Below are 25,193 nucleotides of genomic sequence, written 5' to 3'. Positions count from 1 at the left end.
CCATGACAGATTTCCGGCTGAGGTGAATTTCGACGTTATTCGTGTCGGAGCGTAATGACCAGAACGTCCCGATAAGCCGGTTCGTCAGGGTTCTGCGGCGTTACGGCCGTTACACCGTGATAGACGCGATGGTCATCCACGATGGCGGCATCGAAAGGTCTGGTCAGGGTGAAAGACCCCAGAAGGTCTTTCTGATTGTCGTGAATGGTCGTCACGCCCTGCTCGACATTGTGTCGCCCAATCATCAGAACCAGAACCCAGTCCACGCCGTCCCGATGCATACCTTCCGGAGTGGGGCGCCCTTCGTTGTCAGGATTGGCTTCGATGCGGAACTGATGCGCCTCCGTGTGCCAGGTCTCCGGCTTTTCTTCGGAAGGCGTCAGAGCATCGGCGAATCGGCTGATCGTGCTGATTGCTGCCAGCATCGCGGGGTGGGTCGCGATATTGTCTTCGATCGCTCCGAACCAGCGCTCGATTCCACCATTCAGCAGGTTGTGATCCCGGCTCTGGTAATGGGGTTGGTGCGTCTTGCGGGTAATGAGGCCATTGCTGACGGAGAAGGTCGCATAACGTCGCCGCCGGTAGCGGCCGCCATCGGCCATGTAGAGATCAAGGCCGAGGTCATTCCAGCTCGCGGCAAACGTATCCCAGTCCTTCAGGCCTTCATGTTCCAGAAGCGGACGCATTGTGTCCGCCTGCAGGAACTTGAAACCTTTTTCTGCGAGAATGGTCTCGACCCGTTGAACGGTCTGGTCGAAGGCTGAAGGCAGAGGTGTGTCGGTCATGTCTGCTCACTTGGTGATGCCATGCCCGACACTAACATCTGTCGGGCAGTTCAGGCTCCGAGGTCCGGCTTGACGGGCGAAAGATGTTCCCGAACCGTCGTGCTCGCCGTTTTTACCAGACCTACGATACCAGCCTGATGCTGGCGGTACAGTCCTTCATGGATCAGGCGGGCAAAAAGGCCAGAGAGCAAGCCGCCACCGAAGCTGCGGTTGGCATCCAGCATGCCCCAGCCGTTGTAATCACCAAGGGCCACGACAGCACCGCGGTCATTATAAACGAACGGAGCAGGGGTCTGTCCGGCGATGATCTGTGGCAGAATACGTCCGACATACTGGCCCTGCTGGCGGGCTGCCTGCGCAGTAGGCGCAACAGGGGCCGCGTCGATGCGGGCACAGTCACCAATGGCGAAAATTTTGGGATCTTCTGTGGTCTGGAGTGTCTGCGTCACACCAAGCTGACCGGCACGGCCGCGCTCCAGGCCATCGAACAGGGCTGTTGCGTCAGAAGCGCGAACACCTGCTGCCCAGATGCGGAGTGTTGCGGGGATCTGTTCGCCGGACTTCAGATTGAAGCCATTCTCATCAGCTCCCACAACCATCGCGCCGGTGCGAACCGCAATACCCAGCTTTTCAAGCTGTGCTGCTGCGGCTTCGGACACGGCTTCAGGGAAAGCTGGCAGGATGCGTGGACCGGTTTCAATCAGAACGGCATCCAGCCCGGTCTTGCGAACAGACACACCCAAGCCGGGAGCTTCGTCAATGGCCTTGCAGAGTTCAGCGGCAAGCTGAACGCCAGTCGCACCGCCACCCACAATGCCGAGGCTCAGTTTCTGACCGGCTGCACGTGCCGTCTGAAGGGCCTTGCGGAATTCGGAATACAGAGTGTCGGCGTCATTGAGGCTGTCAATGAAGCGGCAATGCTCCACAATGCCAGGAATGCCGAAATCGTTCGCGCGGGACCCGAGGGCTACAACGAGATAGTCGTAGGGGAGGGTCGATCCGTTTTCGAGCGTGACCGTCTGGGTCGTGCGATCAATAGCTGTCGGAACGCTCTGGGTAAAACTGAAGCCGAATTTCGCGGCAGTTTCCGTAAAGGGAATGCAGTTGCCGTCATGCTGCATCGTGCCGGCTGCAAATTCATGCAGCGACGGCTTCCAGTAGTGAACCGGGCTGCGATCAACGAGTGTCAGGGAAATATTGCCGCGGCGACCAAGTGCCGTCGCGGCCTCCAGACCTCCGACTCCGCCACCGAGAACAACGACACGAGTTGCAGCAGACATGGACAGTTTCCTCTTATCGGGCGCCCGCCAATTGGGCTGATGACTGTGCTAAAGGCAGCGGAAGAGGTGCACAACCCCTGCTCCCGCTCTCGTGTTGACCGCTTTAGCTGCGATAGGATCCGTTGATGTCGATGTAACCATGGGTCAGGTCGCAGGTCCAAACGCGCGCCTGCCCATCACCTAGCCCAAGATCAACCGTAATTTCGATGTCCTGACCCTTCATATGAGCCACGACAGGGGCTTCGTCATAATCTTCAACGACGCCACCTTCGCGCGCAATCCACGTGCCGCCCATGGCGACGGACAGGCGGTCACGGTCCGCCGGCTCGCCGCTTTTGCCTACAGCCATCACGACACGACCCCAGTTTGCGTCTTCGCCAGCGATGGCCGTCTTGACCAGTGGCGAGTTGGCAATCGAGAGAGCAATGCGATGGGCAGAAAAATCCGATTCCGCCCCCGTGACATCCACGCGGATCTGCTTCGTGGCGCCTTCACCATCACGGACGACGAGAATGGCGAGTTCCAGCAGCAGGTCGTTCAGGGCTTCGGTAAATTCGGCGAGAGCGGGGTCGTGAGGGCCAGTGACCGGTTCATTGTCGGCCAGACCTGTGGCGAACAGGACCAGCATGTCAGACGTGGACGTATCCGAATCGACGGTAATGGAATTGAAGCTCTTGGCGCAGCCGGCAGACAGCAGTGACTGAAGAATATTCTGCGGAATCTTGGCGTCAGTCGCGACATAGGCCAGCATTGTGGCCATGTCAGGGGCGACCATGCCGGACCCCTTGGCGATGCCCTGAAGGCGAACGGGTGTTCCGTTGATGGTCACGTCACGCCGGGCGGCTTTGGGGAAGGTGTCCGTCGTCATGATGGCGCGGGCAGCCTGTTCCCAGTTGTTTTCGTCGAGGCCAGCCTGCGCAGCGGGAAGGGCGTCAATAATGCGCTGCTGGGGAAGTTTCTCGCCAATCACACCTGTTGAGGCGAGGAACACGTCCTGCGGCGGACAGTCAAACATGGCACTGACAGCGTCAGCGCAGTCTTCACAGGCCTGGATACCTGCGCGCCCGGTGAAGACATTGGCGTTTCCGGCGTTGACCAGAAGAGCGCGGGCATAGGGAGTTGTCTGGGCCTGACGGCACCACAGGATGGGTGCGCCAGGGCAGGCGTTACGGGTGTAAACGCCTGCGACAACCGTGCCAGGGGCAAACTCCGCCAGCATCAGGTCCGTACGGCCCTGATAGCGGACGCCCGCAGCGACGGCGGAAAGCCGCACGCCGGCAACCGTTGAAAGGTCCGGAAGGGGACGGGACAGCGGAGAGACGGCGATCGGCTTTCCCATGGTCTTACTTCTTGGCCGGAGCCGCAGCCGGGGCGTCGGAGACCGGCTTGCCCTGTGCATCGAAGTGAACAACTTTCACCTGCGATTCAGCCTGCTGAACGATCTGGCGAACCTTGTCACGGATCAGTTCCTGACGAACCTGATCGTGGATCTGGTCGAAGCTCGGGATCGGAGCGGTCCGCGTGCCCAGAACCTGGATCACGTGGTAGCCATACTGCGTGTGCACCGGCGTCTGGGAGATCGTGTTCGGCTTCATGGCGAACGCGGCGTCAGAAAAAGCCGGCAGCATGTCGCCCTTCTTGAACCAGCCAAGATCGCCACCGTTTGCGCCCGCGGACCCCTTGTCCTTGGACAGCTGGCCAGCAAGCTTCGCGAAGTCAGCACCCTTGTTGAGCTGGGCGATGATGTCCTTGGCCTGTGCCTCGGTCTCCACGAGAATGTGGCGAGCGTGAACTTCCTGCTCAGGCTTCTGGTTGGCGTAATGCGTCTGGTAGTAGTCGTGCAGAGCCGCATCGGTCACGAGAGGGGCGACCTTCTCTTCCAGATAGGCATTCTGCAGGGCGCTGTTGGCAGCGTTCTGCATGGCAGCCTTGACTTCCGGCTTGCTGGTCAGACCTTCCTTGCCGGCAGCGATCTGGATCGCCTTCTGATCGACGAGCTGGTTGACCAGCAGCGGGATCAGCATGGACGGCTGAAGCTGACGGGCCTGCGGTGGCAGGTTGCCAGCAGCCTGCTGAACGTCGCCGAGGGTAATTTTTTCGCCATTGACGGTCGCGATCACCATGTCCGGGTTCGGAGCAGGGGCTGCAGCCGGTGCCGGAGCTGCAGCCGGGGTTGCCGGAGCCGCGAAGGCGAGAGGAGCTGAAACCGACGTGCCAGCCAGAAGTGCCGCACAGGCGAGAGTGGAGCGGGAAAGCCGCATGAAAATACCTCGGACCATAAAGAAGGAGGAAAACGAATGGGCAGCACCATGACAAAGCGCGCTCAACCCTGCAAGAGCGTGCTCCCTTACCATTCCGTCACACTCCGGAAATGGGCATTTTAGTGGACCTCTCGGGTACCTCTCCATTGACCCGTGAGCACGCGGGTCCTATCTCCACGTGACGTGAAAATCGTGATTGCCCGATTTGGGAGGTCTTTCCGCTGGTGGAAAGAGCTTCGGGTCGGGTGCTCGGCATCTCAAGGTTCAGCATGTTCGCACGCCTCGCACGCGCCCTCTTCGGTTCCGCCAATGATCGTTCGCTCAAGGCGTATCAGCGCCGTGTGCCCGAGATCAACGCTCTGGAGCCCACGGTTCAGGCGCTCAGTGACGAGCAGCTTCAGCATAAGACGGTAGAGTTCAAAGAACGTGTCGCCAAAGGCGAAACGCTGGATGCGATGCTGCCGGAAGCCTTTGCTGTCTGCCGGGAAGCGTCCCGTCGTGTAATGGGCAAGCGTCACTTCGATGTACAGCTGATCGGCGCGATGGTTCTGCATGACGGCCGTATTGCTGAAATGCGGACAGGCGAGGGTAAGACTCTTGTTGCCACGCTGGCCGTTTACCTGAACGCGCTGTCCGGCAAGGGCGTGCATGTCGTGACGGTGAACGACTATCTGGCCCGTCGTGACGCCGAAGAAATGTCGGTTCTTTACAGCTTCCTTGGTCTGACGACAGGCGTGATCATCCCCAATCTGGCGGATGAAGAGCGTCGTGAAGCTTATGCCGCAGATATTACCTACGGAACGAACAACGAGTTCGGCTTCGATTATCTGCGCGACAATATGAAATATTCGCTCGGCGACATGGTGCAGCGTCCGTTCAACCACGCAATCGTGGATGAAGTGGACAGCATCCTGATCGACGAAGCTCGGACGCCGCTGATCATTTCCGGTCCCGCCGATGACAGTTCAGATCTGTACCGAACGGTTGACGCGGTCGTGGCGAAGCTTGTGCTGGAACCCGAGACCTTCGACAAGGACGAGAAGCAGCGCAGCGTTACGCTGACCGAGGCTGGCTCTCACCGCATTGAAGAGCTTCTGAATGAAGCCGGCGTTCTGCAGGAAGGCGGTCTGTACGACATCCATAACGTGGCTGTAGTTCATCACGTTCAGCAGTCCCTGCGGGCCTATACGCTGTTTACGCGGGACGTTGATTACATCGTCCGTGATGGCAAGGTGATCATCATTGATGAATTCACTGGCCGTATGATGGATGGGCGCCGTTATTCCGACGGTCTGCATCAGGCGTTGGAAGCGAAAGAGCACGTCGAGATCCAGCAGGAAAACCAGACGCTCGCATCCATCACGTTCCAGAACTACTTCCGTCTGTATCCGAAACTGTCCGGCATGACCGGTACGGCCATGACTGAGGCTGACGAATTTGCGGAAATCTACAATCTGACGGTTGTGGAAATCCCGACGAACCGTCAGGTGAAGCGGATTGATACGGACGATGAAGTTTATCTGACGGCGGGTGAGAAATTCAACGCCGTTGCCGATCTGATTCAGGAAGTCAGTGCGAAGGGACAGCCGATCCTGGTGGGCACGACGTCCATCGAGAAGAGTGAATACCTTTCCAGCATCCTGACTGGACGCGGCATCAAGCATAACGTGCTCAATGCACGGCACCACGAGAAAGAAGCCAGCATCATTGCTCAGGCTGGTGCGCCCGGTGCCATCACGATCGCCACGAACATGGCTGGTCGCGGTACGGACATCAAGCTGGGTGGCAATATTGAAATGCTGACCCATGCCTACACGGACGGCATCGAGGATGAAGCGGAACGGGCGCGCATTACCGAGGAGATCCGGGCGGCTGTCGAGGCCAATCATGGCGCCGTTCATGAATCCGGTGGTCTGTATGTGATCGGGACGGAGCGCCATGAGAGCCGTCGTGTTGATAACCAGCTGCGTGGCCGTTCGGGACGTCAGGGCGATCCGGGTAATTCGCGCTTCTTCCTGTCACTTGAAGACGATCTGATCCGCATTTTCTCTGGCGACCGTATGGGCGCGATGATGCAGAAGATGGGCCTGAAGGAAGGGGAGGCGATTGTTCACCCCTGGCTGAACAAGGCCGTCGAGAAGGCTCAGAAGCGCGTTGAAGCCCGCAACTTCGACATGCGCAAGAACACGCTGAAATACGACGACGTCATGAATGACCAGCGCAAGGAAGTCTATTCCCAGCGCAAGGAATACATGTCGTCTGAAGATCTGTCTGGTGTGATCGCGGAGCTGCGTTTGCACACTATCGAGGATCTGGTTCACGCCCATATTCCTGAGAAGTCCTTTGCGGAAGCCTGGGATACGGCAGGGCTTTCCAAGAGCCTGATAGAGACCCTGAACCTCGATCTTCCGATTGCCGAATGGGCAAAGGAAGATGGCATGGATGCAGAAGGCGTGATCGAGCGTGTGGAAGCCGAAGCCCAGAAGGCTCAGGCCGCCCGTACGGCGAACATGGGGCCGGAACTCATGCGCATGATCGAGAAGCAGGTTGTGCTCACGACGTTCGATGCCGTGTGGAAAGAGCATCTGCATGGGCTGGACCAACTCCGTCAGGGCATTGGCCTGCGTGCTTACGGTCAGCGTGATCCGCTGAACGAATACAAGCAGGAAGCCTTCCAGATGTTCACGGCCATGCTGGATGACATGCGTCTGCGTGTGACGCAGACCATGTGCCGCATTCAGGCCGTGAGTGAGCCACCACCTTATCCGGTTGTGGATACGTCTGCCCAGCATGAGACATTCGAGGCCCCGCCTGCCGCTCCGGCCTCCCTTGAGCAGGCTTCGCAGCCGGTTATGAGCTTTGCCGCCCCGCAGCCGCAGTTTGCTGCGCAGGGTTCGGTGGAAGAGCCAGATGCAGCCACGCTTCAGCGGTGGTATGAAGAAACACCGCGCAATGCGCTTTGCCCGTGTGGATCGGGCCAGAAGTTCAAACACTGTCATGGCAGGCTCGCCTGAGCCTCTGACACCCGTAGAGGAAGGAGCGACCGATGGCCGGTCATTCGCAATTTAAGAACATCATGCACCGCAAGGGTGCGCAGGATGCCAAGCGCGCCAAGCAGTTCGCCAAGATCCTGCGTGAAATTACGGTTGCAGCGCGGTCCGGTCTGCCTGACCCGGCGTCCAACCCGCGTCTGCGTGCCGCTGTTACGGCCGCACGTGAAGCGAACATGCCCAAAGACAATGTAGAGCGCGCTATTAAGAAGGCATCCGGTGCTGCCGGCGGGGAAGACTATGTGGAAGTCCGCTACGAGGGCTATGGCCCGGCTGGCGTGGCGATCATTGTCGAAGGCCTGACCGACAACCGGAATCGTACGGCTGGCGAAGTCCGCGCTGCATTTTCCAAGCATGGCGGCTCACTGGGTGAATCGAACTCGGTGTCCTTTATGTTCCAGCGTCTGGGTGTCGTGACCTATCCGGTTGATGCGGCGTCTGAAGACGAGATGCTCGAAGCCGCCATTGAAGCTGGTGCTGACAATGCTGTGCTGACCGAGGAAGGTCACGAGATCACCTGCGAAATGGAAAATTTCTTCGCGGTTCGTGACGCCCTTGAGAGCCGTTTTGGCGAGCCGCAGTCCGCCAAGCTGGACTGGCGCCCGGAAAACAGCGTTTCGCTGGACGAAGAGAAGGCCCGGACGGTTCTGAAGCTGATCGACGTTCTGGAAGACAACGACGACGTTCAGGCTGTGTACGCCAACTTTGACCTTCCGGATGACGTGGCTCAGGCGCTCGCCGCTTGATCCGTCTGATGGGCATAGATCCCGGCCTGCGTTTCATGGGCTGGGGGATTATTGATGTGGATGGCAACCGCCTGAAACATGTGGCCTCCGGTGTAATTGCAACGGATGGCCATGAATCGGTTCCCCTGCGGCTCTGTGAGCTGCATGGGAAGTTGCAGAACCTGATCCGTGAGTATGCTCCCGCTGAAGCCGCGGTTGAGGAAACTTACGTGAACCGCAACGGCTCTTCGACGCTCAAGCTTGGCTACGCTCGCGGTGTGGCGCTTCTGACGCCTGCCTATGAAGGGCTTCCGGTCGCAGAATATGGCGCCATGACGGTCAAAAAATCCGTTGTGGGAACAGGGTCTGCCACAAAGGAACAGGTCACGATGATGGTGAAACGCCTGCTTCCGGGTGTGGCTATTCACAAGGCGGATGCGTCCGATGCTTTGGCCGTGGCGATCTGCCACGCGCATCATCGTGCCAGCGCAGCGCACGTGGCTGTGGGAAGGCGAATGGCATGATCGGACAACTGACTGGCCTTGTCGGGCAGATTGAAGGCGAGCGCTGCATCGTAGACGTCAATGGCGTTGGTTATGAGGTGTCCGCCTCAACGCGCACGCTCGGCACGGTTCCGCACCCGCCGGAAGTGGCGCGTTTGCTGATTGAGACCGTGGTGCGGGAAGACGCGATCCTGCTGTATGGGTTCGGGACTGCCGACGAGCGAGAATGGTTCCGTCTGCTAACGACTGTTCAGGGCGTGGGCGCCAAGGTTGCGCTGGCTATTCTGTCAGCTAATTCCCCGGGTGAAATTCTGCTGGCCATTAATGCCGGGGACCGTGGATCTTTGACACGTGCTGCTGGTGTCGGGCCACGCCTTGCGGACCGTATTCTGAGCGAACTGCGCAACAAGGTTGCCAAGATGCCAGGTGGCGGAGCTGCTGCGCCGATGCCGGGGATCGTGACCGGGCCAAGCGTTGAGAATGATGCGCTGCTGGCGCTGGCAGGTCTTGGCTTCCGTCGAGCAGAGGCATGGCCGGTGCTGAGTCGTGTTCTGGCTGAAAACGAGAACGCCAGCCTTGATCTGGCCATCCGTCTTTGCCTGAAGGAACTGGCCCGATGAGCGAATTTCGGGAAACGGACCCGGCTCGTCTGCCGGAAGATATTGCAGAGAGCGGGTTAAGACCGGAGAGCCTTGCTGATTTTACAGGGCAGAAAGCTAGCCGGGAAAATCTTGCTATTTTCATCGAGGCTGCCAAGGCCCGTGGCGAGGCCTTGGATCACGTCTTGCTGCATGGCCCTCCGGGTCTGGGTAAGACGACACTGGCACAGATTGTGTCCCGTGAGTTGGGTGTCGGTTTCCGGGCCACATCCGGGCCGGTCATTCAGCGGGCAGGAGATCTGGCGGCGATCCTGACGAATCTCCAGCCACGCGATGTGCTGTTCATTGACGAAATTCACCGTCTTCAGCCCGCGATTGAGGAAATTCTCTATCCTGCGATGGAAGATTTCCAGCTCGATCTGATTATCGGGGAGGGGCCAGCGGCTCGATCTGTGCGGATTGATCTCGCCCCGTTCACGCTTGTTGCCGCCACGACGCGTGCCGGTCTGTTGGCCACGCCTTTGCGGGATCGCTTCGGCATTCCCCTGCGACTTGTTTTTTATACGCCGGATGAACTGCGGGCCATCGTGTCTCGTGGAGCGACCAAGCTCGGTGTGCATCTGAATGACGATGGCGCGGAAGAAATTGCCCGCCGTTCCCGTGGGACGCCGCGTATTGCCGGGCGTCTTTTGCGTCGGGTGCGCGATTTTGCTTTGGTGGCGAAGAAGCCGATCATCGATCGCGCCACGGCGGATGCGGCGCTGTCACGTCTTGAAGTTGATGAGCGCGGTCTGGATGCGATGGACCGGCGCTATCTGGTGCGGATTGCGGAACACCATCATGGCGGCCCGGTGGGTGTTGAAACGCTTGCGGCTGGTCTGGCGGAAGCACGCGATACACTGGAAGATGTCATTGAGCCTTACCTGATTCAGGAAGGTATGGTGCTTCGGACAGCACGAGGCCGTATGCTGGGTGAGGCGGGGTGGCGCCATCTGGGGCTGAACCCGCCAGCGAGCCAGGTGGATCTCCTTTCTGCGCTCGATGACGATACGGCGGGCTGAAACCGGGCACATGAGCGGAGGATCTGATGGCAACGCATAAAATCCGGTTCCGGGTTTATTACGAAGACACGGATGCCGGGGGGATTGTCTATCACGCGCGCTATCTCGGCTTTGCCGAACGTGCACGCAGTGAGGCCATGCGGGATGCGGATGCGTCCGTTACGGAACTTCTGAATGATTTCGGTCTGGCCTTTGTCGTCCGGCAGGCCAGCATCCGGTATCGCTCCCCGTTGCGACTCGATGATGAAATGGAAATCGAGACTGCTCTGGAGGCCATGACGCCAACACGGCTGAAACTTCAGCAAACAGTGCGGAATTTCTCAAAGGGTAACGAAACCGCCGTTGTCATTGATGTGGAACTGGCCTGCCTTTCTGCAGAAACAATGAAACCTGCCAAAATTCCGCCTCGCTGGTGTGATGCTGTTCGAAAACTCGAGGCTGGAGAGGTCTGACCCACTTTCCTGTTTCCTCACGAAGTGCAATGGAGAGACCTGACCCGTAAGGGACAGGATCTGGACAGGAGAGAACAGTGGATCATGAGGTAAGTTCGAGTGCGCTTGGGGCGGTCGGTGCGGCCGGTCTGTCGCCTCTGGACCTGTTCCTGCACGCGTCCATCGTCGTAAAGCTGGTCATGATCGGGCTCGTCCTGTGCAGTGCAGGCGTGTGGGCGATCATCGCGGAAAAAATCATTCTGATGCGGCGCGTGAATCGTGAAGCGACGGAATTTGAAGACCGTTTCTGGTCCGGCGGTTCGCTGGACGACCTCTACGAATCCGATGGTGCCCGCCCGACGCATCCGATGGCCGCCGTATTCGGTGCAGCCATGGGCGAATGGCGTCGTTCGGCACGTATCGTCGGGATCGATCTGGCGCGCGGTGGCGTGCGGGACCGTATCGACCGTGCCATCAATATTACCGTTTCCCGCGAAAATGATCGTCTGGGCCGTCGCCTGATCTTCCTGGCGACGATTGGTCCGGTAGCACCGTTCGTGGGTCTGTTCGGTACGGTCTGGGGTATCATGCATGCGTTCGGCTCGATTGCCGCCATGCACAACACCAACCTTTCCGTCGTGGCCCCGGGTATTTCCGAAGCGCTGTTCGCAACGGCTATTGGTCTTGTGACGGCTATTCCCGCCTACGTGGCCTATAACGTTCTCAGCAACTCCACGGACAAGTTTGCGGACCGTATGGAGGCATTCGGAACCGAATTTGCCGCCATCCTGTCCCGTCAGTCCGAAGAGCGTGCGGACGAGACGTCCAGCGGGAAGGCCTGATCCATGGGGATGTCCGCTGGAGGAGGACGCGCAGGGAGCCGTCGTCGGCGTCCGGCATCCGAGATCAACGTCACACCGCTGGTGGACGTCATGCTTGTGCTGCTCATCATCTTCATGGTGACGGCACCGATGATGACCAGTGGTGTCAATGTCGATCTGCCCAAAACGGATGCCAGCCCGGTCAATGCTGATACGAAGCCGATCACGGTTTCGCTGCGCAATGACGGTTCGCTGTATCTGGGCGAAGATCCGATCACGCCGGAACAGCTTGTGGACCAGCTTAAGGTCCAGTCCCAGAATGATCCGAACCATCGGATCTTCGTTCGTGCCGATGCGCATATCGACTATGGCCGCGTGATGCAGGTCATGGGTCAGATCACGTCTGGCGGCTTTACGCATGTGGCGCTGCTCGCTCAGCAGCCTCAGAGCGGCCAGTAAAGGACTTCGCCAGTGGTGCGTCCACGTCGTTCGGACAGGCGTCGCTTTCGCAACGCGCTGCTGGGTTCGGTTGGTGTCCATGCGGCACTGATCCTGTACCTGGTGGTGCGGATCCCGTTCGAGAAACCTCCTGAGCCGCCGGAACCCCCGGCGGTGCAGATGGAGTTCGAGGAGGCTGGTCCTCCCACTCATCCTATCAAGGCTGATCATCCGGCTCCCAAGCCGGCACCCGCGCCTGCGCCCGTGAAGAACGAGGCTCCTCCGTCTCCGACGCCTCCTTTGAAAGCGCCGACGGAAGAACCGCCTCCGCCCCCACCGCCTCCGCAGCCGGTTCCGCCAGCGCCTGAGACCAAGCCTCAGCCTCTGCCACCGACGAAGCTTCCGCCCAAGATTACGGAGCCGTCGCCGGAGCCTGTGCCTGCGTCGCCGCCAAAGCCATCCCCGCCGACCAAGTCGACGATGGTAGCCCCGCCGAGCCCGCAGACGCAGAAGGCTGACAAGCTGCCGGATACGCCGAAGTTCTCACACCTGACTCAGCCGAATGCGTCCAAGAATACGCAGGCGGACAGTCATTCCCTTCTGGCCACGCTGGACAGCTTCCGGTCCGACCAGAAGCAGACGCATGCGCCCAAGGCGAAAGCCAACCCGCCGCAGGGTGGTGCGCCGGATGGCGGCGGTGTTCCGAACGGGGATATTACCAAGTCCCTGTCCATGGCGGATCAGAAAGCCATCGGTGGTTCCGTGCGGCGTTGCTACACGGAAGACACGGAAGCGCGGAACTATGCGAGCTTTGTCGCGCATCTGATTGTGACGGTGGATGCAACGGGTGAGGCACGCCTTGTGAAGTATGCTCCAGACACGGCAGCGAAGATGGCGGCAGATCCGTCCTATCGTGTGCTGGCGGAGCGTGCGCGCGATGCAGTGCTGAGCCCAACCTGTGCCCATCTGCCCATTCCTTCCAACCTGCTAGGCCAGACGCATCAGCTGCGTTTTGTCTTCAGGCCGTAAACCCTAGAGGAATCATCATGACCTTCATTTCCGATTCCGAAGCTGATGCTCTGAGCGCGCTGCTGTCGCGCCGTTCTGTTCTTGGTGCCACGGCTGCGGCCGGTGGCCTTCTGGCAACGCCGCTGTCTGCTTTTGCCCAGGGCTCCACTGCGGCTGGCCCGGGTGAAGCTGAAATTACCGTGGATCAGGCCCGTCAGGCACCGATCCCCATCGTGATTCCGAGTTTTGGTGCCGGGATGGGCGAGCAGATTTCTGGCGTCATTTCTTCTGATCTGGAGAGCACGGGCCTCTTCAAAGTCATGAGTGGCGATGTGCCTCCGGGCTCCACGCCTGACTTCAGTGCCCTCAAGGCGCAGGGCGCACGTGCGGCTGTAGCTGGGCGCGCCGTCGGGTCAGGCAGTGTTCGCGTTGAGATGCGGCTGTGGAACGTTGTGGCCGGTGAGCAGCTTCAGGGCACGGCTTATACGGCGTCTCCGTCCAACTGGCGTCGTATCGCTCATATTATTGCTGATGTGATTTATGAGCGGATGCTGGGTGAGAAGGGCTATTTTGATACCCGCATCGCTTACATTGCCCGTACAGGCCCTCGCCGTCATCAGATCACGCGTCTGGCGCTGATGGATCAGGACGGGTTCAATTCCCGTATGCTGACCGGTGGCCAGTGGTTGACGCTGACGCCGCGATTCAACCCGGCGCGCGATCAGGTCGCGTTCATGTCCTACGCGAACAATCGTCCGCGTGTGTATCTGTTCGATCTTGGCTCTGGCGGTCAGCAGATGCTGGGCGAGTTCGATGGCATTTCCTTCGCGCCGCGTTTCTCGCCTGATGGCAGCCGCGTGGTCTTGTCTGCGACGCGGGGCGGTGGGTCGGACATCTTCGTGGTGGATCTGGCTTCCCGGAGCAAGCATCAGATCACGAGTTCTGGTGGTGCCATTGATACCAGCCCGTGCTTTAGCCCGGATGGCAGTCAGATCGTGTTCAACTCCGATCGTGGCGGTAGTCCGCAGCTTTACATCATGAGCGCATCAGGCGGTGGTGCGCGCCGGATCTCTTATGGTTCCGGTCAGTACGGCTCACCGGTCTGGTCGCCGCGGGGTGATCTGATTGCGTTTACCCGTATCGGTCACGGTGGCTTCTCGCTGGGCGTCATGAACCCTGATGGAACTGGCGAGCGTATTCTGACGCAGGGCTTTACGGTTGAATCCCCGACCTTCTGTCCGAACGGTCGTGTGCTGGCATTCTGCCGCCAGAGCGCCTCCAGCGCCGGTGGAGCGGGGTTCTCTTCTGGCATTGGGACAATCGACATCACGGGCTTCAATGAGCGCCCGATCCGGACAGCAACTGGCGCGTCCGATCCAGCCTGGTCTCCTCTGAACGGCTGAGCAGGTTTTCTCCGCGTCAGATCAGGATCTGACGCGGAGCGTTTCCCCTCGTGAATGCCTTGGGCAGAAGCTGGGCGAAGAGGGCAGGCGCCATGCCTGAGCAGGGCGGGTGAAACGCCTTGAACTGGAGTCGAGTGCGCATTGAGCGTCTGTGACGAGCGGCACGGTTCCATCGCATGTTCTGTAAAACAGATAAGCTGCACTGAACGGCGGGAAGATTCTGTTCCGCATTTTGCGCTGGGCTGATGCGCGTTCTCTGCATGATAATAAAGAACATCAGGGATGTTCTGCAAAATAACCGGCAGAATTCCGCCACATTCCTGTCCAAATGCTGTGACATTTATGTTGCATTCTCTAGTTTCGAAACAGAATCGTTCTCTGGCGGCCGGGGGGTGTCTTACAGGATGCTTGACCCCGGATTTAAGTCATGAGTATGGGCGCTAGTGGCCAATGTTTTTCAGAGGGCACGCTGAGAGTTGCAGGGCAACTCTTGAGCGGTCCCGATGAAGGGCATGGGGTCCGGAACAACGCGGCATTATGCCGCATTTCGGTTCCTGCAAAGGAACCGTTCTCAGGGTTGAGACACATGAAGTTCAAGGTGTTTGGTGCGCTTGGTCTAGCGCTCGTTCTCGCAGCCTGCTCCGATGGCAAAACCGATACGGGCAACAGCACCGGTGCTGGCGCAGCTACGCAGGAAGCTGGCCCGACGCCAGGCAGCGAAGCTGATCTGGTTGCCAATGTTGGTGACCGCGTCTTCTACGAGCTGAACGTTTCCCAGCTTTCCGAAGAAGCTCGCGCCACGCTGGACAAGCAGGCTGCATGGCTTGCAAAGTACCCGCAGGTCAGCATTCAGATTGCTGGTAACTGCGATGACCGCGGCACCGAAGAATACAACATTGCTCTCGGCCAGCGCCGCGCCAATGCTGCTCGCGACTATCTGGTTGCCAAGGGCGTCAGCGCTTCCCGCATCACGACGATTTCCTACGGTAAGGATCGTCCGACCGCCGATGGTGACGACGAAGCTTCATGGGCTCAGAACCGTAACGCGATCACCTCGGTTCGCTGAACCCAGGTCATCCGTCTGACGGACTGACAGTTTGAACGGCCGGGGGAGCTTATCCCCCGGCCGTTTCTGTTTTATGACTGTCTCTGTCTGCCGTGCTCGCCGGCGATTGCGAGAGGGCGTCCTGGCCGGGCGCTGAACTGTTTCAGGAGATCTTGCATGGCCCTGTCCCGTCCCCTCCGCGCGTTGATGCTCGGAACGGCGTTTTCTGTGCTTTGCCCTGTCCTGCCGGCTCTGGCGCAGGACGCATCGGATGGCGGAGGAATTTCCTCCCGCGAGGCGATTGCGCTTCAGGATGAAATTGCCTCGCTGCGGCAGCAGCTTTCGCAGATCCAGAACAGTGGACCTTTGCCCGCACCGAGTTCTTCACCATCGCGGGGTTCGTCTGGGGGGGGAGCCGATGGAAATATGGTTGCCCAGCTTCTGGAGCGTGTTTCGGCTCTGGAAGAGCAGAACCGTCAGATGCGTGGTGAACTGGATCAGCTCAGCAATGCCCAGAAGGAAACGCAGGCCAATCTGTCCAAGCAGATTTCTGACATGCAGTTTGCCTCTCAGAATGGCGGCGGCGGAGCTCCTGCCGTAGCTTCTCCTGCTCCCAGCGCAAAGTCTGCTGAAACGGCCGCGCCCCCTGAGAATGACGCCGCACCCAAGACAGCCGTTGACGCTCTGAAGCTCGGCAATGCCGCGTTGAAGGCTGGCAAATACGACGACGCTGAAACGAATGCGCGCTTCGCGATCAAGACGGCCAAAAGCGCTTCGGGTAAAATGGATTCCCAGTTCCTGCTAGCCCAGTCTCTCGCGGGGCAGAAGCAGTATCGTGAATCGGCGGTTGCTTATTACGATGCCTATAACAAGGCTCCGAAGTCACCCAAGGCTCAGGACTCTCTGCTGGGCGTGGCAGCATCCTTCCTGGCGATGGGTGACAAGAACTCCGCCTGTCAGGCGCTCGACAAGCTGAAGGACGAGTTTCCAACTCCGACGCCTCGTGTGAAGTCTGCAGCTGCGACGTTCCGTGGACGTGCAGCCTGTCATTGATCTGAACAGTCCTGTCGGGGCGGACGAATTTTCCGCCCTGATGAAGGATGTCGGGCCATGGTTGCCCGATGTTCCAGAAGCTCCCGTCGGACTTGCGGTTTCGGGGGGAGGCGATTCCCTCGCGTTGGCTTTGCTCGCAAGGCGCTGGCGGCGACATGTTCTCGCCTTTGTAGTGGATCATGCCTTGCGGCCTGAGTCCGGTGCTGAGGCGTACCTGACAGTAGAGCGGCTGGAAGCCATGGGGATTAAGGCGCGTGTCCTGACACTGGCCCCATTTCCCAAGGGGCGACTTCAGGAGCGTGCGCGGGATGCGCGTTTTGAAGCGCTGGAAGCTGCTTGTGTCGAGGCGGGATGTCTCGATCTTCTGGTCGCTCATCATCTGCACGATCAGGATGAAACGGTCTGGATGCGGCATCATGCTGGCAGCGGCCCACGAGGGCTGGCCGGTATGGAGATGACGACACTTCGTGGTCGTATCAGGATTGTCCGTCCTTGCCTGACACTTCATCCGGACCGGTTGCGTGCGACGTTGCGCTCAGAAGGGCTTGCATGGATTGAAGATCCTTCCAATCAGAACAGGCGTTTTGAACGTGTCCGCTGGCGGCAGGATCTATCGTCCACCCAACGGGATCAGGCCCGGGAATGGCAGATTTCTGCACAAGGGCTTCGTCATTCAGAAGAGGACGAACTGGCTCGTGTGCTGGCAAAAAGTGCCGTCTGGCACCCGGCAGGTTGGGTTCATCTGGCGCCTGAAGGAGTTTGTGAAAGCACACTCCCACCGTTGATCCGTCTGGTATCCGGACGTCGATATCGTCCGTCCCGTGAGCAGGTACAGGCTCTTGTGCTGCGGGGAGAGGGGACGCTGGGTGGCGTGATGATGCGTCCTGCGGGGCGTTTTGGTGAAGGCGTGGTGCTTGTGCGTGAAGAGCGTGCTGTTGAACGGCCCATCCGGGTCGATGCTGAAGCGTTGTGGGATGGTCGATGGCGTTGTAATGCGCAAAATCTTCCGACAAACAGCCTGATCGGTGCCGTAGGCGATGAGGCCACGAGGCTTAATGCCAGAAGACTCGGCTTGCCCAAAGCTGCCCTTAGAACTCTTCCTGCACTTTGGCAGGGAGGACAGATCATAGGCTTGCCCGATGTTCTGGCAGGAACCGGAACCGTTCCTTTTTTCTGGGCAGGAGGGGTGCCTGTAACGGGAGAAAGTGGTGCAATAGGGTGAAAAGCGCACCAAAATGCCCTGAAATGCGTTTTCCTTCCTCCAATGGGGTAGGAACGTAGGCAGGAGCGCCTATGTTATGAAGTCAACACAGACTATGACGCCGGCCTGTTTGAGATGATGAAGCCACGCTGCATCGGTTGGACAGTCTGAAGGACGACAGAGAACGAGATGAACAATTTAGGCCGTAACGTTCTGATCTGGGTGGTCATCATCATGGTCGGAATGGCAGTGCTGACCGCCTTCCAGCCTGGTGGAAGCCAGCACGCTGCCCAGCAGATCGCTTATTCCGATTTCATTCATGATGTGGACGAGCACCAGGTCCGCTCGGTAGTGATCCAGGAACAGAATGTCTCCGGAACGCTGACGAACGGCACGTCTTTCGAGACCTATGCGCCGATGGATCCGGGCCTCCCGGCCCGTCTGACGAGTGCTGGCGTGGAAGTCACTGCCAAGCCGATGGATAGCGGTGAAAGCCCAATCCTGCGGTATGTCGGTGCTTACCTCCCGGTTCTGCTGCTGGTTGGTTTGTGCTTCATGGTGTTTCGCCAGATGCAGGCAGGCGGTGGCCGTGCCATGGGTTTTGGCAAGTCCAAGGCCCGTCTTCTGACGGAGAAGACCGGTCGCGTCACGTTTGATGACGTTGCGGGCATTGATGAAGCCAAGGCTGAGCTTGAGGAAATCGTCGAGTTCCTCAAGGACCCCCAGAAGTTCACGCGTCTGGGCGGCAAGATTCCCAAGGGGGCTCTGCTGGTTGGTCCTCCGGGTACGGGTAAGACGCTTCTGGCCCGTGCGATTGCTGGCGAGGCCAATGTTCCGTTCTTCACGATTTCCGGGTCGGACTTTGTGGAGATGTTCGTCGGTGTTGGTGCATCCCGTGTGCGCGACATGTTCGAGCAGGGTAAAAAGGCTGCCCCCTGCATCATCTTCATTGACGAAATCGACGCTGTTGGCCGTCACCGTGGTGCTGGTCTTGGCGGTGGCAATGATGAGCGTGAGCAGACTCTGAACCAGATGCTGGTTGAGATGGATGGTTTTGAAAGCAACGAGGGCGTCATCCTCATTGCCGCAACCAACCGTCCGGATGTTCTGGACCCGGCTCTCCTACGTCCCGGCCGTTTTGACCGTCAGGTTGTTGTGCCGAACCCGGATGTGGCAGGTCGTGAAAAGATCCTGCGCGTGCACATGAAGAAGGTTCCGCTGTCTTCGGACGTGGATCCGAAAGTGATTGCTCGCGGTACGCCGGGTTTCTCTGGTGCGGACCTGTCCAATCTTGTGAATGAAGCTGCTCTGATGGCGGCCCGTCAGGGACGTCGAACCGTTGGCATGGCTCAGTTTGAGGAAGCCAAGGACAAGGTCATGATGGGCGCAGAACGTCGTTCCATGGTCATGACTGAGGATGAAAAACGCTCCACGGCTTATCATGAGTCCGGGCACGCCATCTGCGCCATCTTCACGCCGGGTAGTGACCCGATCCACAAGGCGACGATTGTGCCGCGTGGCCGTGCACTGGGTCTGGTGATGACGCTGCCGGAGAAGGACAATATTTCCTACAGCCGCAAATGGTGCCTTGCCCGTCTGGTCATCGCCATGGGTGGCCGTGTGGCTGAAGAAATCATTTTTGGCCCGGAAGAAGTCAGTGCCGGTGCCTCGGGTGACATCAAGAGTGCGACTGATCTTGCACGACGGATGGTTACCGAATGGGGCATGAGCGACAAGCTCGGAATGATTGCTTACGGCGATAATGGTCAGGAAGTGTTCCTGGGTCATTCGGTGACGCAGAACAAGAACCTGTCCGAGCAGACGGCACGGGATATCGATACCGAGATCAAGATGCTGATCGATACGGCCTACCAGCAGGCCCGTCATCTTCTTCTGACGCATATCGATGATCTGCATCGTCTGACCGCAGCACTTCTTGAATATGAGACGCTGACGGGGGATGACGTAGGCCGCATCATGCGGGGCGAGGCCATCGAACGTGCTTCTGATGATGAGCAGTTGCCCGATAATCGCCGTGCCTCTGTGCCAACTACGCGTCCAGGCGCGTTTGATCCGGCTCCGCAGGCAGGCTAATCAGACCGTTAACCGCACCATCAGGCGCGTCATTGAGGGGGAGCTCCCCTCGGTGCCGCGCCTTTTTATTATCTATTGAGACACGCAGGATTTCATGACCATGGCCAGCAAGAGGGCACTGTTCGGTACGGACGGGATCAGGGGAACAGCCAATACCGCACCGATGACGGTAGAAGTTGCCCAGAAACTCGGACAGGCGGCCGGGCTGTACTTCATGCGCAACCAGAGCCGCCGCCATAGTGTGGTTCTTGGCAAGGACACTCGCCTGTCGGGTTACATGATTGAATGTGCGCTTGTGGCCGGGTTCCTGTCTGCGGGCATGGATGTCATTCTCGTTGGCCCATTGCCAACGCCTGCCATTGCCATGCTGACCCGTTCACTCCGTGCCGATCTCGGGGTGATGATCTCTGCATCGCATAACCCGTTCACGGATAATGGCATCAAGCTGTTCGGGCCGGATGGTTTCAAGCTTTCCGATGAAGTGGAAGGTGAGATTGAGGCCCTGATGGGCGAGGACCTGTCGGGGCGTCTTGCTTCGCCAGAGCAGATCGGTCGGGCTTCGCGTCTGAATGATGCGGCAGGGCGTTATATCGAAAACGCCAAAGCCTCGTTCCCCCGTGGGTTGCGCCTTGATGGCCTGAAGATCGTTCTCGATTGTGCGAATGGTTCGGCCTACCGTGTGGCGCCTACGGCTCTGTGGGAGCTTGGGGCCGAAGTCATCAAGATCGGATGTTCTCCGGATGGCCTGAACATCAATGACGGTGTGGGATCAACGCATCCGGAAAAGCTTTGTGCAGCCGTAAAAGAGCACCAGGCAGACTTCGGAATTGCGCTGGATGGTGATGCGGATCGTGTGCTGATTGCTGACGAGAATGGGACGCTGGTTGACGGGGATCAGATCCTTGGTCTGATTGCTAGGTTCTGGAAGCAGCATGATCGCCTCCGTAGCAGCACTGTTGTGGCTACAGTCATGTCCAACATGGGGCTGGAAAAGGCACTTTCAGAAGTAGGGCTGGAACTTCAGCGTACGGCCGTTGGGGACCGCTACGTTGTTGAGCGCATGCGCGAAATTGGTGGCAATCTGGGCGGCGAACAATCAGGCCATATGGTTCTGTCGGACTATGCCACGACGGGCGACGGCCTGATTGCTGCATTGCAGGTTCTGGCCGTGTCGGTTGAGACCAAAAAGCCGGCCAGCGAAATCTGCAGGGTTTTCGAGCCTTTCCCTCAGCTTCTGAAAAATGTGCGCTACTCGGGCGCAAGTCCGCTGAGCAGTCCAGAGCTGACTGCTGCAAAATCCTGGGCTGAGGAGCGTCTTGCAGGTCGGGGACGTCTGGTTCTTCGGGCCAGTGGAACGGAGCCGCTGATTCGCGTCATGGCGGAAGCGGAAGATGAGGCTCTTGTGGTCGAAGTCGTGGATCATGTTTGTGATGCGATCCGCGCCATTACAGGAAATTAAGCAATGATTGGCCGGGTTCTGACCGTTGCTGGGAGCGATTCAGGCGGGGGAGCTGGAATCCAGGCTGATCTTAAGACGATCACCGCGCTTGGCGGATTCGGTATGAGTGCCATTACAGCTTTGACGGCTCAGAATACGCTGGGCGTGTTTGGCGTTGAAGCTGTCTCGCCCGCCTTTGTGAGGCAGCAGATACAGGTTGTATTACGGGATCTGGGGGCGGATTGCTGCAAAAGTGGCATGCTGGCCAACGCTGCGATTGTTCACGCTTTGGCGGACGAATTGCAGGACTATCCAGAACTTCCCTTTGTGCTTGATCCTGTCATGGTCTCAACTAGCGGATCGGTTCTGCTTGATCCCGAAGCCGTAGACGCTGTGATGACGCGGCTTCTTCCTCGCGCTCTGGTTGTAACGCCGAATATTCCGGAAGCTGAAGTCATGACCGGGCATGTCATTACGGATCTCGATGGGATGCGATCTGCTACGCGGATACTGCAGGACAAGGGGGCAGGTGCCGTTCTGCTCAAAGGGGGGCATCTTCGGGGAGATGAACTTGAAGACCTTCTGGTCTTTCCCGAGGGACACGAAATTGTACTTCGTGGTGAAAGAATAAAGACCCGTCATACACATGGAACAGGATGCACTCTTGCAAGTGCGATTGCGACGGGCGTAGCGCAGGGGATGGGCCTTGAGGCTGCTGTCCGGCGTGGAAACAGATATCTCAGGCTGGCGCTTTTACGCGCGCCGGGATTAGGACAGGGGCACGGGCCGGTCGATCATGGTGTGACGATCCGGCCTGAATGGCACCAATCCTGAAAAACGGTCTTCAGGCGAATGTTGTAACGGGCTGAACCGCACGAGGGCGCTCGCCCTGTAGTGTGGAACCGGTTTCGGTGGTTGGCTCGTCGCGCAGGATGTAGCCCCGTCCCCAGACGGTTGCGATCAGATTTTCTGCTCCGGCTTTCTGGAGCTTGCGGCGCAGCTTGCAGATGAAGACATCAATGATCTTCATTTCCGGTTCATCAATACCGCCATAAAGATGGTTCAGAAAAGCATCTTTTGTCAGCACTGAACCCTTGCGGATGACCAGCAACTCCAGGATGGCATATTCCTTGCCTGTCAGGTGCAGAGCTGATCCATCAATCGTGACATTCTTGCCATTCAGATCGAGTTCCAGGTTCCCAACCCGCAGGCATGGCTCAGCAAAACCGCGGGAGCGGCGCATGACAGCCTGGAGACGGGCGATCAGTTCGCCGGGATCGTAGGGCTTCGTCATGTAATCGTCCGCCCCCATCGAGAATGCGCGGATCTTGGCTTGTGGACGGAGCAGGGCGGACAGAACCAGGATAGGCGTTGTGATCCGGGAAGAGCGGACCCGACGAATGACGTCATATCCCTCAATGTCGTTCAGCATCAGTTCGAGAACCATCACATCATAATCGTAATGACGGAGCATCTCGATGGCTTCTTCACCTGACGCTGTGTGATCCACGGTGAAAGCTGCTGTCCGCAGGATCTGGGACAGAGTGGCTGCGGCCTGAAGATCGCTATCGACAAGAAGGATACGCATGTTTTTCAACTCCCGGATTGGTGAAGCAGTGGTTACTACCTGGAGTTGTGTATGTCGATAGACACAAATGAAAAAGCGTAAATTTTTCATTATTTCTTCCCGAAGTGAGTTGGCTTCAGGTTTTGTTAACTCTCTGGGTTTAACGTTCGAGAAATGATGGAAACCGCCCAAAACCAGAAAAAAATGGCGATTTCCGGCTGTCTTAAGGGGCTGCTGGATCAAGCGGTACGTCTGCAACCTGACGGTGCATTGGGAACGGTTCAGGATGTGACGGGACTGTGTGTGACGATTCACGGCCTGGAAGGACTCGTTTCAATTGGCGATCGAATCGCAATTCGTTCTCGATCGGGGAGTCTTATACAGTCAGAGGTTGTAGGATTTCATGAAGCACATGCTCGGGTCATGGCTTTTGGCAGTCTTGAAGGGATTGGACCTGGTTGTGAGGCGCGTATTCCCCTGAGTCGCCAGTCTTCGGCGTCTCTTGGTGTCAATGAAAGCTGGTTAGGGCGTGTCGTTGATCCGCTTGGAGAGCCAATGGATGGGAAAGGCGCATTGATCCCCGCACTGGACCAGCAACCTGTTCTCAATTCCCCTCCCAATGCTGCAACGCGGGCCAGGCTCGGAGACAGGATTGATCTGGGGGTCAGGGCGCTGGATGCGTTTACAACCTGTCGGCGCGGGCAAAGGCTGGGTCTATTCGCGGGCTCCGGCGTCGGTAAGTCAACGCTGTTATCCATGCTGGCCCGGGGGGCTGACTGTGACGTTGCGGTGATTGCGCTGGTTGGTGAGCGAGGCCGTGAGGTTCGGGAATTCATCGAAGATGATCTTGGCCCGGAAGGTCTTGCGCGAAGCGTTGTTGTGATCGCGACATCTGATACTCCGCCGTTGATGCGGCGGGACGCTGCTGTTTCCGCCATGGCGATCGCTGAGCATTTCCGGGATCAGGGCAAATCGGTCCTACTCCTGATGGACAGCGTAACGCGCTACTGCATGGCCTTGCGCGAAATTGGTCTGTCGGCAGGGGAGCCGCCGGCAACGCGGGGTTATCCACCTTCGGTTTTTGCCGATCTGCCAAAACTTCTGGAACGTGCGGGACCGGGGTATCCGGGGAAAGGAATGATTACGGCACTGTTCACGGTTCTGGTGGAAGGTGACGACCACAACGAACCTGTCGCAGATGCGGTGCGTGGCATTCTGGATGGGCACATCGTGCTGGACCGGAAGATCGGGGAGCAGGGCCGGTATCCGGCTATTGACGTACTGCGTTCCCTGTCTCGTGCCGTGCCGGGGTGCAATTCGGCAGAAGAAAACAGGTTAACCCGCCAGGCCCGTGCAACCATGGCAACATATGAGCGCATGGCCGACATGATCCGGCTGGGTGCCTACAAATCTGGAACGGAGAAAGACGTGGATGAAGCTATTCGTCTTATGCCTCAGCTCGACACGTTTCTGTCTCAGGGAAAGAACGAACGTTCAGGGTGTCTGGACGCCTTTGAGCAGCTTGCAACCATCATGGGCACCGCAGCCTGACCCTTATCGGAGAAAAAGCAATGAGGCAGATGCCACTTGAAGTTCTTCGTCGTCTGAGACGTCATGAACTTGCAGATGTGGAGAAGGCTTTTGGCGAAGCTGTGGCGCGGGAAGCGGCTGCGGAAACGGCACTTGGCCAAAGGCATCAAGACTTGCTGATGGAACAGAAGCTGGCTTCTGATCCGCTGGCCGATGATCGGGCCGTTGAGGCTTTCAGTCGTTGGCTGCCTGTTGGCCAGCGCGCAATCTCTGAGGCTCAGGAACGATGCCGGCAGGCGGCAATAGACAGGGACTGCATCCGCTCAGCCCTTCTGATGGCGCAGGCCGCCCTGAAAGCCGTAGAAAAGCTGGAAGAAAAGCAGCAGGGGGAAATACAGCAGCATCGTCTTCGCAAGGAGCAGGCTGTGCTGGATGAGCTGGCTCTGAGGCAACGAAACCTACATTGATCCGTCGCCCCGAAGCATATCTACCAGATGGGCTGCGGTTCCTATCAAAGCGCAGGCGACTGGGTGTGTCTCATCTCTCACGAACGCCAGAATTAAGGTGGGATCGCTGGGGAAAAGATCGCTTTCGAGACTGATAACGGGTGCGGTCTTGCCTTCGCTCTGAGCCGCTTCAGCTGCATGAGCCAAAATGCGGGTAACGGCTTTTTCAAGAGCGGGAAGCACGATGATATGAGGGGCGGCATGGTTGTCAGCATGTGCTGCAATGAGTTCGTCCCAGCCTTCTTTCGTTATGAATGCCGGAATCCCGTCAGGCGGTGTTTCGCGTTCGGCACGAAGAATGGCGCCGCCCTGAGCCAGGCCAAGAATATTGACGGATGGAAGTGTAGAGGGATCGAGCATTACGGACATGGCGCTGTTTTATCAGCGGCATCTC

25 protein-coding genes are annotated in these 25,193 nt (G+C 58.4%); 18 read left to right on the top strand and 7 right to left on the bottom strand.

What is annotated here, in order from left to right:
• Window positions 1–35 precede the first annotated feature (35 nt).
• The 4 genes from B7444_RS08500 to B7444_RS08485 form a co-directional block, all read right to left on the bottom strand.
• Window positions 36–785, bottom strand: coding sequence for a 2OG-Fe dioxygenase family protein (locus B7444_RS08500; RefSeq protein WP_007282580.1), 750 nt, complete (start codon window positions 783–785; stop codon window positions 36–38).
• 50 nt (window positions 786–835) lie between these two features.
• Entirely contained in the window at window positions 836–2,065 is a 1,230-nt protein-coding gene (locus B7444_RS08495) for an NAD(P)/FAD-dependent oxidoreductase (RefSeq protein WP_007282579.1), read from the bottom strand.
• A gap of 103 nt (window positions 2,066–2,168) precedes the next feature.
• Window positions 2,169–3,404 carry a bifunctional glutamate N-acetyltransferase/amino-acid acetyltransferase ArgJ gene (gene argJ / locus B7444_RS08490; RefSeq protein ID WP_007282578.1) on the bottom strand — a complete coding sequence of 412 codons (1,236 nt, stop codon included), beginning with the start codon at window positions 3,402–3,404 and terminating at the stop codon, window positions 2,169–2,171.
• Between the two features lie 4 nt (window positions 3,405–3,408).
• Window positions 3,409–4,326, bottom strand: coding sequence for a peptidylprolyl isomerase (locus tag B7444_RS08485; RefSeq protein WP_029495670.1), 918 nt, complete (start codon window positions 4,324–4,326; stop codon window positions 3,409–3,411).
• A gap of 269 nt (window positions 4,327–4,595) precedes the next feature.
• On the opposite strand from B7444_RS08485, the gene secA reads away from it, so the two are divergent.
• The 10 genes from secA to tolB all read left to right on the top strand — a co-directional run bounded on the left by secA (window position 4,596) and on the right by tolB (window position 14,365).
• Entirely contained in the window at window positions 4,596–7,340 is a 2,745-nt protein-coding gene (gene secA, locus B7444_RS08480; protein WP_007282576.1) for a preprotein translocase subunit SecA, read from the top strand.
• 32 nt (window positions 7,341–7,372) lie between these two features.
• Window positions 7,373–8,122, top strand: coding sequence for a YebC/PmpR family DNA-binding transcriptional regulator (locus B7444_RS08475; RefSeq protein ID WP_007282575.1), 750 nt, complete (start codon window positions 7,373–7,375; stop codon window positions 8,120–8,122).
• Window positions 8,119–8,625 (top strand): crossover junction endodeoxyribonuclease RuvC, encoded by a 507-nt coding sequence (gene ruvC, locus B7444_RS08470; RefSeq protein WP_007282574.1) that lies wholly within the window; start codon window positions 8,119–8,121, stop codon window positions 8,623–8,625. Before B7444_RS08475 ends, ruvC begins: the two co-directional genes overlap by 4 nt.
• Complete coding sequence (gene ruvA, locus B7444_RS08465) at window positions 8,622–9,224, top strand: Holliday junction branch migration protein RuvA (RefSeq protein WP_007282573.1); 603 nt, start codon at window positions 8,622–8,624, stop codon at window positions 9,222–9,224. Before ruvC ends, ruvA begins: the two co-directional genes overlap by 4 nt.
• Entirely contained in the window at window positions 9,221–10,264 is a 1,044-nt protein-coding gene (ruvB, locus tag B7444_RS08460) for a Holliday junction branch migration DNA helicase RuvB (protein ID WP_007282572.1), read from the top strand. The genes ruvA and ruvB overlap by 4 nt, the downstream gene beginning before the upstream one ends.
• A 26-nt stretch (window positions 10,265–10,290) precedes the next feature.
• Window positions 10,291–10,716 carry a tol-pal system-associated acyl-CoA thioesterase gene (gene ybgC / locus B7444_RS08455; RefSeq protein WP_007282571.1) on the top strand — a complete coding sequence of 142 codons (426 nt, stop codon included), beginning with the start codon at window positions 10,291–10,293 and terminating at the stop codon, window positions 10,714–10,716.
• Window positions 10,717–10,793: 77 nt separating this feature from the next.
• Window positions 10,794–11,537 (top strand): protein TolQ, encoded by a 744-nt coding sequence (gene tolQ, locus B7444_RS08450; protein ID WP_007282570.1) that lies wholly within the window; start codon window positions 10,794–10,796, stop codon window positions 11,535–11,537.
• 3 nt (window positions 11,538–11,540) lie between these two features.
• Entirely contained in the window at window positions 11,541–11,975 is a 435-nt protein-coding gene (gene tolR / locus B7444_RS08445) for a protein TolR (RefSeq protein ID WP_016737661.1), read from the top strand.
• A 12-nt stretch (window positions 11,976–11,987) separates the two neighbouring features.
• Window positions 11,988–12,983, top strand: a complete 996-nt coding sequence (locus B7444_RS08440; protein ID WP_007282568.1) for a hypothetical protein — start codon at window positions 11,988–11,990, stop codon at window positions 12,981–12,983.
• A 17-nt stretch (window positions 12,984–13,000) separates the two neighbouring features.
• Window positions 13,001–14,365 carry a Tol-Pal system beta propeller repeat protein TolB gene (gene tolB, locus B7444_RS08435; RefSeq protein WP_007282567.1) on the top strand — a complete coding sequence of 455 codons (1,365 nt, stop codon included), beginning with the start codon at window positions 13,001–13,003 and terminating at the stop codon, window positions 14,363–14,365.
• A gap of 16 nt (window positions 14,366–14,381) precedes the next feature.
• On the opposite strand, the gene B7444_RS17350 is transcribed toward tolB, so the two are convergent.
• A complete protein-coding gene (locus tag B7444_RS17350) occupies window positions 14,382–14,507 on the bottom strand; it encodes a hypothetical protein (RefSeq protein WP_007282566.1) in 126 nt (41 codons plus the stop codon).
• Between the two features lie 444 nt (window positions 14,508–14,951).
• Here B7444_RS17350 and pal point away from each other — a divergent pair, with 444 nt between their 5' ends.
• The 6 genes from pal to thiD all read left to right on the top strand — a co-directional run bounded on the left by pal (window position 14,952) and on the right by thiD (window position 22,030).
• Window positions 14,952–15,431, top strand: coding sequence for a peptidoglycan-associated lipoprotein Pal (pal, locus tag B7444_RS08425; protein ID WP_007282564.1), 480 nt, complete (start codon window positions 14,952–14,954; stop codon window positions 15,429–15,431).
• A gap of 156 nt (window positions 15,432–15,587) precedes the next feature.
• Complete coding sequence (locus B7444_RS08420; protein WP_007282563.1) at window positions 15,588–16,463, top strand: tetratricopeptide repeat protein; 876 nt, start codon at window positions 15,588–15,590, stop codon at window positions 16,461–16,463.
• Complete coding sequence (gene tilS, locus B7444_RS08415; protein WP_007282562.1) at window positions 16,447–17,685, top strand: tRNA lysidine(34) synthetase TilS; 1,239 nt, start codon at window positions 16,447–16,449, stop codon at window positions 17,683–17,685. Before B7444_RS08420 ends, tilS begins: the two co-directional genes overlap by 17 nt.
• Before the next feature lie 168 nt (window positions 17,686–17,853).
• The gene (gene ftsH / locus B7444_RS08410) at window positions 17,854–19,758 is read left to right on the top strand and encodes an ATP-dependent zinc metalloprotease FtsH (RefSeq protein ID WP_007282561.1); all 1,905 of its coding nucleotides are present in this window, start codon (window positions 17,854–17,856) and stop codon (window positions 19,756–19,758) included.
• A 100-nt stretch (window positions 19,759–19,858) separates the two neighbouring features.
• On the top strand, window positions 19,859–21,217 hold the full coding sequence (gene glmM / locus B7444_RS08405; RefSeq protein ID WP_016737665.1) for a phosphoglucosamine mutase: 1,359 nt from the start codon (window positions 19,859–19,861) through the stop codon (window positions 21,215–21,217).
• A 3-nt stretch (window positions 21,218–21,220) separates the two neighbouring features.
• On the top strand, window positions 21,221–22,030 hold the full coding sequence (thiD, locus tag B7444_RS08400; protein ID WP_007282559.1) for a bifunctional hydroxymethylpyrimidine kinase/phosphomethylpyrimidine kinase: 810 nt from the start codon (window positions 21,221–21,223) through the stop codon (window positions 22,028–22,030).
• A 10-nt stretch (window positions 22,031–22,040) separates the two neighbouring features.
• On the opposite strand, the gene B7444_RS08395 is transcribed toward thiD, so the two are convergent.
• Window positions 22,041–22,784 carry a response regulator transcription factor gene (locus B7444_RS08395; RefSeq protein ID WP_007282558.1) on the bottom strand — a complete coding sequence of 248 codons (744 nt, stop codon included), beginning with the start codon at window positions 22,782–22,784 and terminating at the stop codon, window positions 22,041–22,043.
• Between the two features lie 183 nt (window positions 22,785–22,967).
• On the opposite strand from B7444_RS08395, the gene fliI reads away from it, so the two are divergent.
• The gene (gene fliI, locus B7444_RS08390; RefSeq protein WP_048842470.1) at window positions 22,968–24,314 is read left to right on the top strand and encodes a flagellar protein export ATPase FliI; all 1,347 of its coding nucleotides are present in this window, start codon (window positions 22,968–22,970) and stop codon (window positions 24,312–24,314) included.
• A 20-nt stretch (window positions 24,315–24,334) separates the two neighbouring features.
• Window positions 24,335–24,760, top strand: coding sequence for a flagellar FliJ family protein (locus B7444_RS08385; RefSeq protein WP_007282556.1), 426 nt, complete (start codon window positions 24,335–24,337; stop codon window positions 24,758–24,760).
• Here B7444_RS08385 and B7444_RS08380 read toward each other — a convergent pair.
• Window positions 24,752–25,168, bottom strand: a complete 417-nt coding sequence (locus B7444_RS08380; protein WP_186810541.1) for a hypothetical protein — start codon at window positions 25,166–25,168, stop codon at window positions 24,752–24,754. The two genes, B7444_RS08385 and B7444_RS08380, sit on opposite strands and share 9 nt — an antisense overlap.
• Between the last annotated feature and the right edge of the window lie 25 nt (window positions 25,169–25,193).

Origin of the sequence: Gluconobacter thailandicus F149-1 = NBRC 100600, from assembly GCF_000964465.1 — a bacterium.
GTDB lineage: Bacteria > Pseudomonadota > Alphaproteobacteria > Acetobacterales > Acetobacteraceae > Gluconobacter > Gluconobacter thailandicus.
Note: the sequence above shows the minus strand (reverse complement) of the source record. Positions and strands in the feature narration are given on the sequence as shown.